At 73.0% G+C, this 14,104-nt stretch carries 10 protein-coding genes; 3 read left to right on the top strand and 7 right to left on the bottom strand.

Translation table 11 applies throughout. The features are described from left to right. Nucleotides 1-74: 74 nt before the first annotated feature. Nucleotides 75-1,139, bottom strand: a complete 1,065-nt coding sequence (gene thrC, locus ACIBK9_RS17765) for a threonine synthase (RefSeq protein WP_397159259.1) — start codon at nucleotides 1,137-1,139, stop codon at nucleotides 75-77. A gap of 55 nt (nucleotides 1,140-1,194) precedes the next feature. On the opposite strand from thrC, the gene ACIBK9_RS17760 reads away from it, so the two are divergent. The 3 genes from ACIBK9_RS17760 (at nucleotide 1,195) to ACIBK9_RS17750 (ending at nucleotide 4,325) form a co-directional block, all read left to right on the top strand. Further along, on the top strand, nucleotides 1,195-2,007 hold the full coding sequence (locus ACIBK9_RS17760; protein ID WP_397159257.1) for a MurR/RpiR family transcriptional regulator: 813 nt from the start codon (nucleotides 1,195-1,197) through the stop codon (nucleotides 2,005-2,007). Between the two features lie 671 nt (nucleotides 2,008-2,678). Then, entirely contained in the window at nucleotides 2,679-3,269 is a 591-nt protein-coding gene (locus ACIBK9_RS17755; protein WP_397159255.1) for a hypothetical protein, read from the top strand. A 351-nt stretch (nucleotides 3,270-3,620) separates the two neighbouring features. Next, entirely contained in the window at nucleotides 3,621-4,325 is a 705-nt protein-coding gene (locus ACIBK9_RS17750) for a hypothetical protein (RefSeq protein WP_397159253.1), read from the top strand. A 420-nt stretch (nucleotides 4,326-4,745) separates the two neighbouring features. Here ACIBK9_RS17750 and ACIBK9_RS17745 read toward each other — a convergent pair whose 3' ends face one another. The 6 genes from ACIBK9_RS17745 to ACIBK9_RS17720 all read right to left on the bottom strand — a co-directional run bounded on the left by ACIBK9_RS17745 (nucleotide 4,746) and on the right by ACIBK9_RS17720 (nucleotide 13,999). Then, nucleotides 4,746-6,665: a DUF2264 domain-containing protein gene (locus ACIBK9_RS17745; protein WP_397159251.1), complete on the bottom strand. Its 1,920-nt coding sequence runs from the start codon at nucleotides 6,663-6,665 to the stop codon at nucleotides 4,746-4,748. A gap of 3 nt (nucleotides 6,666-6,668) precedes the next feature. Continuing rightward, nucleotides 6,669-9,026: a polysaccharide lyase 8 family protein gene (locus ACIBK9_RS17740; protein WP_397159249.1), complete on the bottom strand. Its 2,358-nt coding sequence runs from the start codon at nucleotides 9,024-9,026 to the stop codon at nucleotides 6,669-6,671. After that, a complete protein-coding gene (locus ACIBK9_RS17735) occupies nucleotides 9,023-10,462 on the bottom strand; it encodes a M60 family metallopeptidase (RefSeq protein ID WP_397159247.1) in 1,440 nt (479 codons plus the stop codon). Before ACIBK9_RS17735 ends, ACIBK9_RS17740 begins: the two co-directional genes overlap by 4 nt. Nucleotides 10,463-10,471: 9 nt before the next feature. Continuing rightward, nucleotides 10,472-11,791: a M60 family metallopeptidase gene (locus tag ACIBK9_RS17730; RefSeq protein WP_397159245.1), complete on the bottom strand. Its 1,320-nt coding sequence runs from the start codon at nucleotides 11,789-11,791 to the stop codon at nucleotides 10,472-10,474. Nucleotides 11,792-11,903: 112 nt separating this feature from the next. Further along, the gene (locus ACIBK9_RS17725; RefSeq protein WP_357985914.1) at nucleotides 11,904-12,983 is read right to left on the bottom strand and encodes a LacI family DNA-binding transcriptional regulator; all 1,080 of its coding nucleotides are present in this window, start codon (nucleotides 12,981-12,983) and stop codon (nucleotides 11,904-11,906) included. Further along, entirely contained in the window at nucleotides 12,980-13,999 is a 1,020-nt protein-coding gene (locus ACIBK9_RS17720) for a hydroxyacid dehydrogenase (RefSeq protein WP_397159242.1), read from the bottom strand. The genes ACIBK9_RS17725 and ACIBK9_RS17720 overlap by 4 nt, the downstream gene beginning before the upstream one ends. Nucleotides 14,000-14,104: the final 105 nt, after the last annotated feature.

Below are 14,104 nucleotides of genomic sequence, written 5' to 3'. Positions count from 1 at the left end.
CGGCCCCGGCAGAACAGGTAGGCGGCCAGCGGTGTGCTGCCCCACCCAGCGCACGCGCCGGGGCGCGCCTGGGATCAGACGGCGAGGCCGAGGGCTTGGGCCACGGCCGAGGTGGCCGAACTGGTTTCCGTCGCGGTGTAGCCGCCGCGCAGGGAGGCGTCCTGGTCTTTCAGGCCGTTGCCGCTCAGCGTGATCACGATCCGCTGGCCCGGCGCGAGGTTGCCCCGGGCGTGCTGGTCGAGGAGCCCGGCGATCCCGGCGGCCGAGGCGGGCTCGGCGAAGACGCCGTCGCGCCTCGCGACCAGCTCGTACGCCTCGAAGATCTGCGCGTCGGTCACCGCGGCGATCAGCCCGCCGGACCGGTCGCGGGCGTCGAGCGCGCCGTCCCAGGTGGCCGGGCTGCCGATGCGGATCGCGCTCGCCGCGGTCTCGGGATCGGCGACCGGCGTGCCGTGGACGAGCGGCGCGGCCCCCGCCGCCTGGAAGCCCCACATGCGCGGCGACCGGCCGGACAGCCCCACCTGCTCGTAGGCGCGGTAGCCGCCCCAGGTGGCGGTGATGTTGCCGCCGTTCCCGACGGGCAGGCAGTGGATGTCGGGCGCGTCGCCGAGCGCGTCCACGATCTCGTAGGCGACCGTGCGCTGCCCCGCCAGGCGCAGCTCGTTGCCGACCGAGTTGACCAGCGCGATCGGGTGATGGGAGGCGAGCTCGCGGGCGACGCGCAGGCAGTCGTCGAACGTGCCGTCGATCTCGACGATCCGCGCGCCGTAACGGACCGCCTGCCCCAGCTTGGCGAGCGCGACCCGCCCCTTCGGCACGAGCACGGCGGCCGTCAGCCCGGCGCGCGCGGCGTAGGCGGCGGCCGAGGCGCTGGTGTTGCCGGTGGAGGCGCACACGGCAAGCTCGGCGCCGGCCTCGGCGGCCCTGCTGATCGCCACGGTCATCCCACGGTCCTTGAACGACCCCGTGGGGTTGGCGCCCTCGACCTTCAGCCAGACCTCGCAGCCGGTCACCGCGGACAGGTGCGCCGAGCGCAGCAGCGGGGTGTTGCCCTCGTTGAGCGAGACGGCGGGCGTGTCGGTGGTGACCGGGAGCCAGCGCCGGTAGCCGCTGTCGATCAGTCCGTTCCAGGTACTCACACCGGCGACCGTAACATTCGTTTCATTAACTCCGCCACGTGTAACATTTGTCAGCATGGATGAGGATCCGGTGACGAACCGGCTCAGCGCGGTCTACCCCGAACTGCCACCGGGCGAGCGGGCCGTCGTGCGGGCGCTGCTCGACGACCACCCCTTCGCCGCGCTCGGCTCGCTGCGCGCGCTCGCCGAGCGTGCCGGGGTCAGCCCGCCGACCGCCTCCCGGCTGTTCGACCGGCTCGGGTACGCGGGATTCGCCGGGTTCCAGGCGGCCGTGCGCGACGGCGTCCGCGACCGGTCGCGCCTACGCGAGTTCGTCGCCCGTCCGCCCGGCACCCAGCGGGCCGCCGAAGACCTGCGTGCCGGGCTCGACAGCACCCTCGCCGCCGTCACCGAGCCCCTGCTCGACGCCGTCGGCGACCTGCTGGCCGGAGCCGCGTCGGTCTGGGCGCTCGGCGGGCCGCTCAGCGAGCTGGCCGCCGAATACCTGATCAGGCAGCTCGCCGGCCTGCGTCCGGGGGCGCATCGGGTGCCCGACTCGGCGTCCGCGCGTGCCCGTACGCTGCTCGACCTGGGCGGTTCTGCGGCCGTGGTCGCGTACGACTTCCGGCGCTACTCCCCCGCGACGGCCCGCTTCACCGAGGCCGCGTGCGCCCGCGGGGCGCGGCTGGCGCTGATCACCGACGCCGGGGAGTCGCCGCTCGCGGCGCGGGCGGAGGTGCTGATCAGGCTGCCGCGCGAGGCCGCCGGGCCGATCGCGCCGCTCGCGCACCAGATCGCCGTCACCGAGCTGCTGCTGGTCGCCGTGGCGGCCCGCCTCGCTCCCGCCGGACGCCTGGCCGACCTCGACGCGCTCACCGAGATGTTGTGAACCGCTACGACGCGGCCGGCAGCAGCCGCGACACCTCCTGGCCTCGCGCCTCGTGGTGGAGGAGCAGCTTGGCGATCTCGCCGCGATGCCCCGAGTCGGGCTTGCGGGCAGGGCGAGGCTGATCGTCGCGACCAGGACGCCGCCGGCGTCGCGGCCCCAGACCATCAGCCCGTCCCGGCGACCACCGCCGCCCGCTCGCGTCACCAGCCGGCCGCCTCCTCCAGCCCGAACGGCTCCACGAACCCCGCCGACGCCCCAACCCGCGAGGCCGGTCGGAGACGGGTCGCCCCAGGCGATGCCGACCCCAGGATGTCGGGTGTCCAGCAGGGGGGCCGCCATGTGCCGATTCTCCGAATCCCGCGCCGCCCGGCCGGCGCGGTCCGAAGGGTCGGCGTGACGCACAGGGGCGACAAGGGTTGCCTTCACGCGAGGAGGATCGACGTTCCTCTTCCGCCTTCGGTGGCACTCGGCCGGGAAGGCCGCAGGCGCGGTGTCCGCTGCACCGTGAGTCTTCAGGCCGGAGGGCCGCTCTCGACCAACGCCCATCCGTCAGAGCCACCGGCAGGTGCGCGTCCGCATCCGTGCAAGGCTCTGACGCTGGGGGCTTCTTGCCTGCTTGCCTCTACGAGATCAGGTTCACACGGAATGGACCTGCCTCTACTGTGAATGAGGTGGGCGAGGATGTGAACGAGGCGCTTGGTGTGTTGGCGCTCCTCGGGGGTGTGCTGCTGCTTGTCCTGCTGGTGTCCGGTGACTCCGAAGCCAAGCCGGCCGACAACGAAGTCGATCCGGCCGTGCAGCGACGGCGGTGGGAAGTGCGGGTCCAGGGGGCACGCCGCCTCCTGGAGGTCTGCCTCACCAACGCCGCCCACGGGGAGAAGCACTACCAGGAGGCTGAGAGGCGCCTTGCCACTCCTGGTTCGGAGAGCCTCGCGGCCATGGAGATCGAAAAGGCCTGCATCTACAGGCACTGGCGGGCGCTGCTGCACCTGGCGGTGATCCGCGCCATGGAGAGGAAGCCCAAAGAGGCGATATATGCGTTCGACAAGGCCGTCCTGATGGTGAATCCTGCGGGGATCGAGCCCGATGACTTCCGGCCCAAGATGGTGGGGATGGCCCTGGTCTGGCTGGAGGTCCGCCCGGGGCTGGCCAAGGTGTGGGAGGACTCTGTAGGCCGGAGACATCCTGGCCTGTCCGGCTCGCAGTTGCGCGCCAAAGCCGTCGAAGAGATCATCGAGACGATCCCGCCCCTGACACCATGACGCCCTCGCAGGGCTGCCACAGGCCGGGCGGGTTCTTGCCGCCGCCCGGCGCCGCCCACTACGCCGCCGGCCTGCCCGAGACCGTCGTCAAGAACCGCGGCGTCGGCGATGCGCTGATGGCGCTCAAGCCGGTCTACACCGCGCCGACCGAGGCGGCTGCGCGCGCTCAAGTGCGTCTATATGGCGATCATGGCCTGAACGTCTTCGCCATCGCCTTCGACGGCCGCCTGCCCTCACGCTCTACTCTCCGTGTGCTCCATCCAGCCCGTGTTCCGGCCTGGCAGATGGCACCTGATCATCTTGGCATATCGCCCAATAATGATCGTTTTCCCGCGCGATCGGAGAGCAACCATGGAGACCCCCGCCGCGGGTGGCAAGGACGCGCAGCGTCGCCGTTCAGTACTGACCGGAGCCGCGCTAGTCGCGCTGGGTATCGCTGCGGGCGTCGCCCTGAGCACGGCGGGTCTCGTGCCTGCTGCGCTCCGCCCCAAGCCGGCCGCGCCAACCTCCTCGTCCAGCGGCTCGCCCCGACCCGCGACCAGTGAGGCGCGCCTGAGCCTGCCCGCCGTTCGTGGCGCCACGGCAATCACGCTTCCTGATCAGGTCGAGGGCATGACGCTGCGTCACATGTTCGACGACACCGTCGAGGACGGCTTCGCCGTCTTCCTCCAGGGCCTGAGGAACAGAGGCTACGCGGTCAGCAAATCGGTCAGCGGCCTCTACGTTCTCCCCCGCCCCTCGTCCGGACAGCCTCCGCTCACCTCCCCGGTAAGCCTCTTGGCAGCCGAATCCAAGGATTTGAACCCGGACGCGATCTTCAAACAGTGGTTGATGCCGTCGTTCGGCAAGACCGCCAGGAAGTCCGAGACGCTCAACCCTTGGCCCTACGAGGGACAGACGATGTGCTGGCTCACCACGACGTACTTCTGCGCCTGGGCCGACCGGACATCATTCGGCGTCGTTTCCTTCAACGCGACGGCAGAAATGACCACGCGAGCCCATGAGCACTTCGCCGCGATCCGAGCCGCCATCGAGCGACCGGTGCATCCGCAGTGAGCCGGTGAACTACAGCGATCAAAGGCAAACCCGTGGTCCGAACCCCGGTCGCCCCAGCAGAGGGAAGCGCGTACGGAGACATGATCCGCTGTACTACTCCTTCCCTGGCACGCCATCTGTCGGCCTGGAGGTCGCGCGGGCGTGAACAGGGCGTGTGGTCCCCAGCGGATCCCCAGTCCCCATCCGCTCGTACGAGAGACACAGTCATCGACGCCCGCGATCACAGGCGCCGATCCCGACCCTGTTGGGAGAGATCTTGTCTAGACAAGCCGGCCTTCCACCGGAGGGCTAGCGGATGTTCCCCGCTCCGGCGTGGCCTCCCGTGGCCGCGCCGACCGCGTTCAGGAGCTTCTGGATCTCCGAGCCGCTGACGTGGCCGGGTGACGCGGTGAGCGCGTCGCCGGCCACCAGGGCCTGCGATCACGAAGCACTGCGGTCCGGGCCAGGAGACCGTGTCAAGGTCGTGGACGTGCCGTCGGGGAAGCCGATGACGACCTCCCGGGCGGAGACGTCCACGGTGACCGCGTCGCGGAGGGCGGCCGGGTGCACGGCGTCGCCGGAGAGCACGACCAGCGAGACGTGCAGGCCGGGCTCGTCGGCGTGCAGGCACGGGACGGCAGAGTGCGGGCCGAACGCGTTGGACTCGACCTCGCGCTCGACGCTCGCCCGCCGCCAGCCGTACAGGGCGAGGATCGCGGAGGTGAGGCCGTCCGCGCGGCGCGCCATCGCCCATCCACGCCCGGTCGCCACGGTCGGCGGCACGTCCCCGGCCACCGCGAACCCACCTTCACGCACGCCGCCCTCACCGCCGCCCTCACCGCCGCCCTCACCGCCGCCCTCACCGCCGCCCTCACCGCCGCCCTCACCGCCGGCGATCTCGTGGACGCGGAGCTCCCAGGGGCCGCGGACGACCGAGGTGCTGGTGACGAGCGCGCCGCCCGCGGTCCGATGGGAGGAGGAGGCGGTGGCGTCCGCGCACGTCAGCGCCGTGATCGCGGTACGGCGCGAGGGAGTGCCGCCGGGCCCGACCAGCGCGAGGTGGTTGTCGAGATCGCGGGCCCAGGCGTGCTCGGCCGCCTCGGGGGCGGTGCGGGTGGAGTAGGCGAGCTTGGCGTAGTGCGGGTCGTCGGGCGGCGCGCCGTGGTCGCTGCCGTGGTTGAGCAGGCGGACGATCCCGTCGTGCCGGGTGCCGTGCAGGAGCAGCCCCGCGGCGGGGACGGCCGCGACGACGTCGTGCTCGTCGATGGGCAGCGGCTGCTCGCGCTCGGTCCACACCGGGTGGTCCGGCGGCAGCAGCAGCCCGAGGAACCCCTTCGACGCCCAGTACGGCGACGCGGGCCCCGAGTACGCCTGCGTCACCGGCAGGAACGGCTCGTACCAGCCGAGGGAGAGCAGCCCGTCGGGGCCCGGCACGCCGCGCTCGGCGAAGTGGCGCGCCACGGAGGAGGCGAGCTTCCTGGTCTGGCCCGGCGTGAGCGGGGTGGCGCCGGTGAGCGCGCCCAGCCAGACGGGCGCGAGGGCGGCGAAACGGTAGGTGAGCGAGCGGCCGTGATGGACGGGCGCGCCGTCCGCACCGAAGAAATGCTGATATGTCGTGAGGAATTCGTGCAGGCGGCTCGTGTACACGCCGGCCCGCTCCGCGTCGCCCGACATGCGCGTCCACAGCAGCGGGTACAGGTGCAGCGCCCAGCCGCAGTAGTAGTCGAAGTTGCGCGAGCCGCCGTCGGTGTACCAGCCGTCGCCGGCGTACCAGTCCTCGATGCGTTCAAGGCCGCGGTCGATCTCCCGCTGCTCGTACGGCCCGCCCACCGACTTCAGGAACTCCTCCGTCACCGTCTGGAACAACATCCAGTTGTTGTCCCAGGTGCGCTTGCCGACGAAGCCGCCGAGCCAGTGGGCGACCCGGTCCCGTACGCCGTCGTCGAGCCGGTCCCACAGCCACGGCCGGGTCTCGTGCAGCGCGACCGCGATCGAGGCGGCCTCCACCATCTGCTGCGAGCAGTCGGTCAGCTCGGGCCACGCCTCGCCGCTGCCGGGGTCGGTGCCCGCCGCGAGACCCCTGGCGTACCGCTCGGCGAGGTCGGGGACGTCGCCCGCCGCGCCCGCGAGGCGGAACGCGGCGAGCAGGAACGTGCGCGCGAACCCCTCCAGCCCGTCGAGCGCCACGCCCGACCAGCTCGCCCGGCCCGGCAGCCGGATCTGTGCGAAACCTGGGGAGGCGTACGGCGTCACCGCCCCGAGCAGCCGGTCGGCGAGAGCCTCCCAGTGGGCGCGGGTCCAGCCGGTGCGCGAGGAGAGCACGCGGTCGGTCGGCGGCAGCGACAGGTACGGAGGGATCAACGTTCAGCCTTTCTTGCCGACGGCGAGCACGGCGGTGTGGGACCGGCCGCGGGAGCCGGCCAGATCGACGGTGACGAAGGGCCGCTCGCCCGTCGTGACCGAGACGGTGTCGTCGGCCCTGACCAGGGCGTGCGCGGGATGGGGAAGCACGAGCGTCACCGCCGCCACGGTACGCCCCGGGTCGGAGACCGCCAGAGTCGTCCGTCCCGCCGCCCGCCGGACCAGGACCGCGCAGGGAGCCGAGGCCGACACCCCGCCCGCCTCCCCCGCCCCCCAGAACGTGGCCGCGAACAGCTCGCCGCCGCCCGCCGAGCGCCCGTGCGCGCGCACCGCCTGCACGGTCGCGGTGTTGGCCAGGATCTCGGCCCGGTCGAAGTCGCGCGTCCGGTCGGGTGTGGCGCCCGGGAGCAGGACCCAGGCGTAGTCCGCGCCGGACGGGCTGATCCCGTGGTCGAGCCAGAGGGTGGTGTAGTCGCACGTCACGGTGGCGTCCGTGCCCTGCGTGCTCGCGCCGTCGTTGATCGACCGCCAGGTGTCGGTACGGCGCTCGGTGAGCGAGCGCGGCCGGTGGCCGGACGGGAAGACGTACCCGGCGACGCCTTCGAGGTGCGCCCAGCCGTCGCCGGTGGTGAGCGGGGCGGAGGTGCGCCGGTTCTCCACGACCGTCTCGATCACGCGGCCGTCGGCGCTGGTGATCCCGGCGCCGAGACAGACGACGGCGTCGTCGAGGCACACCCAGGTCTTGCGGGCGGTGAGCGTGGTCCCCACGGCCATCAGGTCGAGCGCGGCGACGCCGTACCCGTCCGCGGTGGCGCCGCCCGCCCAGGCGTTCTTCGGGCGGAACGTGCCGGTGCCGCCGGAGGAGACGGCCGGGTCGCGCGGGCGGGTGTCGACGGTGGTCCCGGTGAGCCGGTGGGAGTCGACCGTGGGCCAGTAGCCGTCGCTGTAGTGGCCGGCGTCGAGGTAGAGGTACGTCGCGCCGTCGCCCTGGTACCAGGCCCGGTAGTTCTCGCCGTTGCCGCACTCGTACAGGGCGATCCGCTTCGACGACAGGCTGATCGCGTACGACCAGCCGGGACGGCGGTGCACGACGCGGTCCATGTCGGCGAACACGTGGTGGCCGCTCGGCCGGGGCGCGGCGGCGACCGCGTCGTCGGCGAGCACGGCGACGGCCCTCGCGGTGGCCGCGACGTCCGCGCCCTCCAGGAACCGGCCGCGCGCGATCCACCCCTTGGCCAGCTCGCGGAACCGCGCCGCGGACGGCTCCCCCGCGCCGGCCGCCAGGCGCAGGATCGCGTCCACGGTGTCGCGGCCCGCGTCGTGGTCCCGGTTGAACTGCCGCGACACCGCCCGCCCGCGCACGCTGTCCATCATCAGCCCGTCGTGGATCCACGGCGCGTACGTGCGCTCCACCGCGTCCAGCACGACCCGCACCGCCGGGTCGTCCACCTGCCAGGCGCTCCCGCCGAGCAGGCCGAGGATCGCGCTCACCGACTGGAGCAGGACGACGCCGTACGAGCCCGTGTAGGCCACGACGTCGTGCTGGACGAACGAGCCGTCGGCGTAGTAGCCGTCGCCGGAGGTGACGTAGCCGAACAGGGTGTGCTTGCCGGCGTCGCGCCGGTCGGACAGGCCGTCGCGGGCGAGCGCGATCTTGTCCGAGCTCTCGCCGACGATGCCGCGCAGGGCCACGATGAGCGCCTTGTCGGCCCGGTTCGCGCCGGTCTCGGCGAAGTTCGTGAGGTTCGTCCGGCGGTCGGGGTTCGGGCAGAAGCGGTCCACGGCGCGGATCCAGGCGGCCCGCCGTCCCGCGTCGACGGCGTCGTGCATGAGCACGCAGGTGTCCATCAGCGCGCGCGGGGCGCCGATCTCCCAGTGCCACCAGTTGCCGGTCTCGCGCTTGCCCTCGTTGTAGGCGCGCTCGTAGAGGAAGTCGAGGCCGCCGATGATCTGCGCGGCCAGGGTCTCGTCGGCGTACAGGGCCGAGCCGCGGCTCGCCCAGGCGGTGGCGAGCGCGCGCAGGCGCTGGTGGCTGGTCGCGATGTCGCCGGACACGCCGGTCAGCGGGAGGTCCGGCCACAGGTGGGTACGTCCGGGAGCCAGGTTCATCGACGTCCGGTACGCCGAGGCGGTCGCGTCCAGGCGGGCCAGCGGCGCGGCGAAGGCCGGGTCACGGGGGTCGAGGTCGCCGCCCGTGATCAGCTCGGCCGCCTTGGCCCGGAGCCCGGCGAAGTCGGCGGGACCCGCCGGTACGTCCGCCCCCGAGGCCGCTGTGCGGCGGATGGTTCCGGCCCGGGCCGGGGTCGCGGTGAGCAGGGGTGCGGCGGCGGCGACGCCGAGGAAGGCGCGGCGGCTGGTCATCGCTCGCTCAGCCGGGTCAGGTCGGCGTCCGGCGCGGGCAGGCCGAGCGCGGCCAGTTCGGCGTACCCGCTCTCCGGGATCGGGAACGCCCACGCGCGCAGGAACCCGGACAGGTCGCGTCCGGCGACGCGGCTGAAGTACAGGGCCATCAGCGTGAAGCGCCGCGCCGAGTCCCCCGAGGACGACGGCGGCGTCTCCTCCCTGACCAGCCGGTGCACCTGGGGGTAGAAGTCGTCACCGAACCCGAGTTCGAGCTGCCGGAACGGCACCAGCTTCTCGAACGCCCCGAGCCCGGCGTAGTCGGCGACCGGCAGCTTGGCGAGCGCCGTCTCGTAGGCGTTGCCGGTCACCAGGTTGGACGGCATGCCGAAGTGCCGCTGCACGGCCAGGCTGTAGATGTTGACCGTGACCTCGGTGAGCTCGCCCGGCCGCCAGGCCATCTGCTGGTGCTGGTGGCCGAGCTCGTGATAGACGCCCCAGCCGGTGGTCCGCACCTTGTCGGGCAGGAGCAGGCGGGTGGTGGCGTACGCGTCGTAGTAGGCGGTGTAGGCGTGGGTGGCGTACGCGGTGGACTTGGGGCCGTATTCGGGGCGTACGTTGACCAGGTGCCGGCCGAGCGGGGTCGGGGCGTGCAGCGGGGCGGAGCCGTCCAGGCCGGAGATCGCCGCCTCGACGTCCTCGACCTGCTCCAGCAGGGTCATGAGCTGGGCGTGGTCCTGGTCGCGCACCTGGAGGAAGGTCTCGCGCCGGACGGTCACGATCATCTGCGGCGAGACCAGCTCGACGAAGGGCGCCTGGGTGAACGCGTCCACCTGTGCCTGGAACTCGGCCTCCGTGGTGCCCTCGGGCGCGAACACGGGCGCGGCGAAGGCCGGGCGGCCCTGCCACGCCGCCCGCGTCGCCCGCGCCGGGTCGCCGCAGCCGCTGCTCGGCGCCAGCACGTACGTCGGCACCGGGACGCCCTCCGGCCCGAACCGCACGACCGCGTTCGCCCTGCGGTCACCGGTGAACGACAGGTACACCATGCCGCCGCCCGCGTCGGTGACCGTGTTGACGCCCTCGGTGAGCGGGTGGGCGCGCGGGTACCGGTAGGCGGTGTCGGGGTTGGTGTCGGGGGCGCCGACGTGCAGGGTGGGGAGGGCGCCGTCGTTCGCGCGCACCTCCAGGGTGAGCGTGCGGCCGGGCGGCAGGTACAGGCCGGTCGGCACGAACTCGGTCGTACGGTAGACGGTCTGCATGCGCAGCCGCTCCGCCTCCGCCGCCGGCCGCCCCCGCAGCACCACCGCCCTGCGCGGCCCGGGAACCGGCGTACGGGCCGCGGCGAAGGCGGGCCTGGCCAGCAGCGCCGCACCGCCGGCGGCGGCCAGCCCGGCGAGCGCGCCCCTGCGGGTGAGGGGCCTGGCGAGAGGGTGGACGGAGGTCCGGTCAGTGGTCACGGCGGGCTCCTAGTCGGTGAGCGTCGAGGGGTCGGCGGCGGGGGCCGGGAGGCCGAGGGCGGCGACCCGGGCCAGGTACTCGGCGGTCAGCGGCGCGCCCCAGCGGGTCCAGAAGCCCGACAGGTCGGCCCCCGCGATCCGCGAGGTGTAGATCGCGAGGTTGCCCCACCGCTTGGCGGACTCGGTGTAGTCGGAGGCCGGGCGTTCCTCGCGGACCAACCGGTGCAGGCGCGGGTGGAAGTCCTCGCCGAAGGCCAGTTCGAGCTGCCGGAACGGCACGAGCTTCTCGTACGCCCCCAGCTTCCGGAAGTCGGCCGCGGGCAGCTTGGCCAGCGCGCTCTGGTACGGCGTGAGCCCCGTCCTGGCGTCGGGCCTGGTGAGGTTGGACGGCTGCGCCAGCGTGCGCTGCGCGGCCAGCGCGTAGACGTTGACCGTCACCTCGGTCAGGTCCTCCGGCTTGTAGGCCATCTGCTGGTGCTGGTGCCCGAGCTCGTGGTAGACGCCCCAGCCCCGGGTACGCAGCCCGTCCACGGCGATGAGCCGGTCGAGGTAGGTGCGCGGGTAGGCGGTCCAGCCGTGGGTGGCGTACGCGCCGGCGCCCGTGGGCATGCGCGGGGCCTCGACGAGGTGGAAGGGCAGCGGGGAACGTTCGGCGGCGGACAGGCCGGAGATCGCGGCGTGCGAGGCGGTGATCGTCTCCAGGAGCCGGAGCAGTTCCCCGTGGTCCTGGTCGCGCCAGGCGAGCATGCCGTCGCGGGTGATCGTGACGATGGCGTGCGGCGAGACCAGCTCGGCCTGCGGTGCGGCGGTCAGCGTGTCGAGCTGGGACTGGAACTCGGCCTCGGTGCTCTCCCCCAGCGTGAACGTCGGCACGCGCTCCCCGCCCGACAGGAACTTGACCCTGGCGCGCTGCCCGTCGCCGGTCAGCGCCAGGTAGACGAGCCCGCCGCCGGGGTCGGTCACGGTGGTGACGCCCTCGGTGAGCCGGTAGGCGCGCGGGTTCTTGTAAGCGACGTCGGCGTGGGTGTCGGGTGCGCCGACGTACAGGGTGGGCAGCACCCCGTCGGGGGCGGTCACCTCGACGGCCATCGGGGTGCCGGCGGGCAGGTGGACGCGGGTGGGGTGGAACTCGGTGGTCCTGAGCGCCTGCTGGAGCCGGAGGCGTTCGCCCTCGGCCGCGGGCCTGGCCCTGAGCGTCACGGTGTGCCGCGCCTCCTGGCCGGCCGGGCGCGCCAGGGCCGGGCGGGGGCCGAGCAGGGCCGCGCCCGTCACCGCTCCGGCCGCGCCGAGGGAGGTGCCGAGGAAGGTTCTGCGTGTGAGGGGGGTCATGGCAGGGATTGTGTAAGCGCTTACTATGCCGGTCAAGGGCTTACTAGATCTTTCTGCGGCTTTCTATCCCTGCTCCACGCGGCAATCCGGAGCCATGATCAGTAAGCGCTTCCTACGGCAGCGGCGCGACCGAGGCCCTGACCACGATGCTCGTGCCGACCTTGGCCATCGTCTGCACGGGCGAGAGGTAGTCGTCGTCGTCCCCGACGTCGAGGCCGAGGCGTACGGCCTGGCGGCCCAGCTCCTCCAGCGGGATGCGCACGGTCGTCAGCTGCGGCCGCAGCTCCTGCGCGATCGGCACGTCGTCGTAGCCCACCACCGAGACCGCCTCCGGCACCGGCACGCCCGCGAGCTCCAGCCCCTGCATCGCGCCCGCCGCGACCGTGTCGTTGGCGCAGAACAGCGCCGTGAAGTCGAGCTTGTCGGCCAGCAGCGCGCGGATCCTGTCGTAGCCGAACCTGCGGTTGAGCTGCCCGAGGTGGATCAGCCCCTTGTCGTAGGGCAGGCCGCGGAAGGCGAGCGCGCGCCGGTGCCCGGCGAGCCGCGCGACGGTCGTGGACAGGCTCGGCGGCCCGCCCAGGAAGACGATCTTCCGGTGCCCCTGCGTGATGAGGTGGTCCGTGATCGCGAAGGCGCCGCCCTCGTTGTCGTACTCGACGACCCGGGTCGGCACGTCGTCGCCGAGCGACGGCCGGCCGCACAGCACCAGCGTGGAGCCGCTGGCATGCAGCGCGCGGGCCCGGCGGGCGACCTGGGCGGCGTAGGCGCGGTCCTCGTGGGCGCCGCCGACCAGGATGACGGCGTCGGCCCGCTGCTCGTGCAGCAGGTCGATGAGCGCGAGCTCCTTCTCGTGGCTGCCGTGGGTGCAGCAGACCATGCACAGGCGGCCGTGCCTGGTGGCCTCGCGCTCGACGCCCCGGGCGATGTAGGCGTAGAAGGGGTCGATCACGTCGTTGATGATGATCCCGACGGTCCTGTTGGTGGCTCCGGCCAGGGCGCGGGCGTGGGCGTTGGCGACGTAGCCCAGCTCGGCGATGGCCCGCTCGACCCGCTGGCGCGTGACCGCCGAGACCGGGTAGTTGCCGTTGATCACCCGGGACACGGTCGCGCTGGAGACGCCCGCGCGTTTCGCCACGTCGGCCATCGTCGCCAGGCTCGGCTCGGTCACCGGCACCTCCTCGCTGTCGATCATGCCATTCGGTCGAGCTCGCCGCGATCGATCTCGTGCAGCAGCGGCAGCCCGGCGGCGTAGCGGGCGATCTCCCCGAGCGTGGACTCGGCCAGCCTGCCGAGCTCGTTGCCCTGCGCGCCCGCCAGATGGGGGGTCACGAACGCGTTGGGCAGGTCGAACAGCGGATGGCCGGCCGGGAGCGGCTCGGGGTCGCTGACGTCAAGTATCGCGTCGAGCCGGCCGCTGCGTACCTCCTTGACCAGCGCGTCGGTGTCGACCAGGCCGCCGCGGGCGGTGTTGACGACGACGGCGCCGTCGCGGAGCATCGACAGCCGCCTGGCGTCGAGCATGCGGCGGGTCTCGCGGGTCTCGGGGGCGTGCAGGCTGACCACGTGCGACCGCCTGACCAGGGTGTCGAGGTCGACGGCCGTGCCGCCGAGCTCGGCGATCCCGGCGGGGTCGGCGTACGGGTCGTAGACCAGCACGTCCGCGTCGAGGCCGCCGAGCAGCCCCATGACGCGCCGGCCGATCCTGGACAGCCCGACCAGGCCGACCGTGATGCCGCGGGTGCCGAGCCAGGGCAGGCCGGAGAAGTCGCGCCGGGTGCCGCGCTCGCGGTAGCGGCGGGCCAGGGTGAAGGCCCGCTTGGCGCCGAAGACGATGGCGGCGAAGGTGAACTCGGCGACGGGCACCGCGTTGGCGTCGGCCGCGCTGCAGACCCGGACGCCGCGTTCCAGGACGGCCGGGTCCAGGAAGGTCTTGACCGTGCCCGCCGCGTGCGCGACGAGGCGCAGGCCGGGGGCGCGATCGAGCAGCCCGGCGTCGATCTTCGGGCAGCCCCAGCCGGTCACCAGGACCTCGGCCCCGGCCAGCGCGCGCAGGGCGTCCGGCGAGCCGACCTCGTGCAGCACCTGGTCGTGGAGCTCGGTCAGCTCACCGAGGCGGCGCAGGGCCTCGTGCCCGAACACCTCCTCGCGCACCCCAGGCGCCATCGCCAGCACGGCGCGCGGTCTCGGCCGGGTGTGCGGAGGTCTCACCGGCGCCTCTTGTCTGCCCACGTCCATCTCCAAATAGTAAGCGCGTTCTACGCACTGCTGCGGCACGCTAGGGCTTCACCTGCGCAAAGGTCAAGGAGCCGGGCC

The sequence above is a fragment of the Nonomuraea sp. NPDC050227 genome, from assembly GCF_044459705.1.
In the GTDB taxonomy this organism is placed as follows: domain Bacteria; phylum Actinomycetota; class Actinomycetes; order Streptosporangiales; family Streptosporangiaceae; genus Nonomuraea.
Note: the sequence above shows the minus strand (reverse complement) of the source record. Positions and strands in the feature narration are given on the sequence as shown.

Coding starts and splice junctions, on each gene's coding strand:
- ACIBK9_RS17760 (WP_397159257.1), top strand. CDS start 1,195: ATGGATGAGGATCCGGTGACGAACCGGCTCAGCGCGGTCTACCCCGAA.
- ACIBK9_RS17750 (WP_397159253.1), top strand. CDS start 3,621: ATGGAGACCCCCGCCGCGGGTGGCAAGGACGCGCAGCGTCGCCGTTCA.
- ACIBK9_RS17740 (WP_397159249.1), bottom strand. CDS start 9,026: ATGACCAGCCGCCGCGCCTTCCTCGGCGTCGCCGCCGCCGCACCCCTG.
- ACIBK9_RS17730 (WP_397159245.1), bottom strand. CDS start 11,791: ATGACCCCCCTCACACGCAGAACCTTCCTCGGCACCTCCCTCGGCGCG.
- ACIBK9_RS17725 (WP_357985914.1), bottom strand. CDS start 12,983: ATGATCGACAGCGAGGAGGTGCCGGTGACCGAGCCGAGCCTGGCGACG.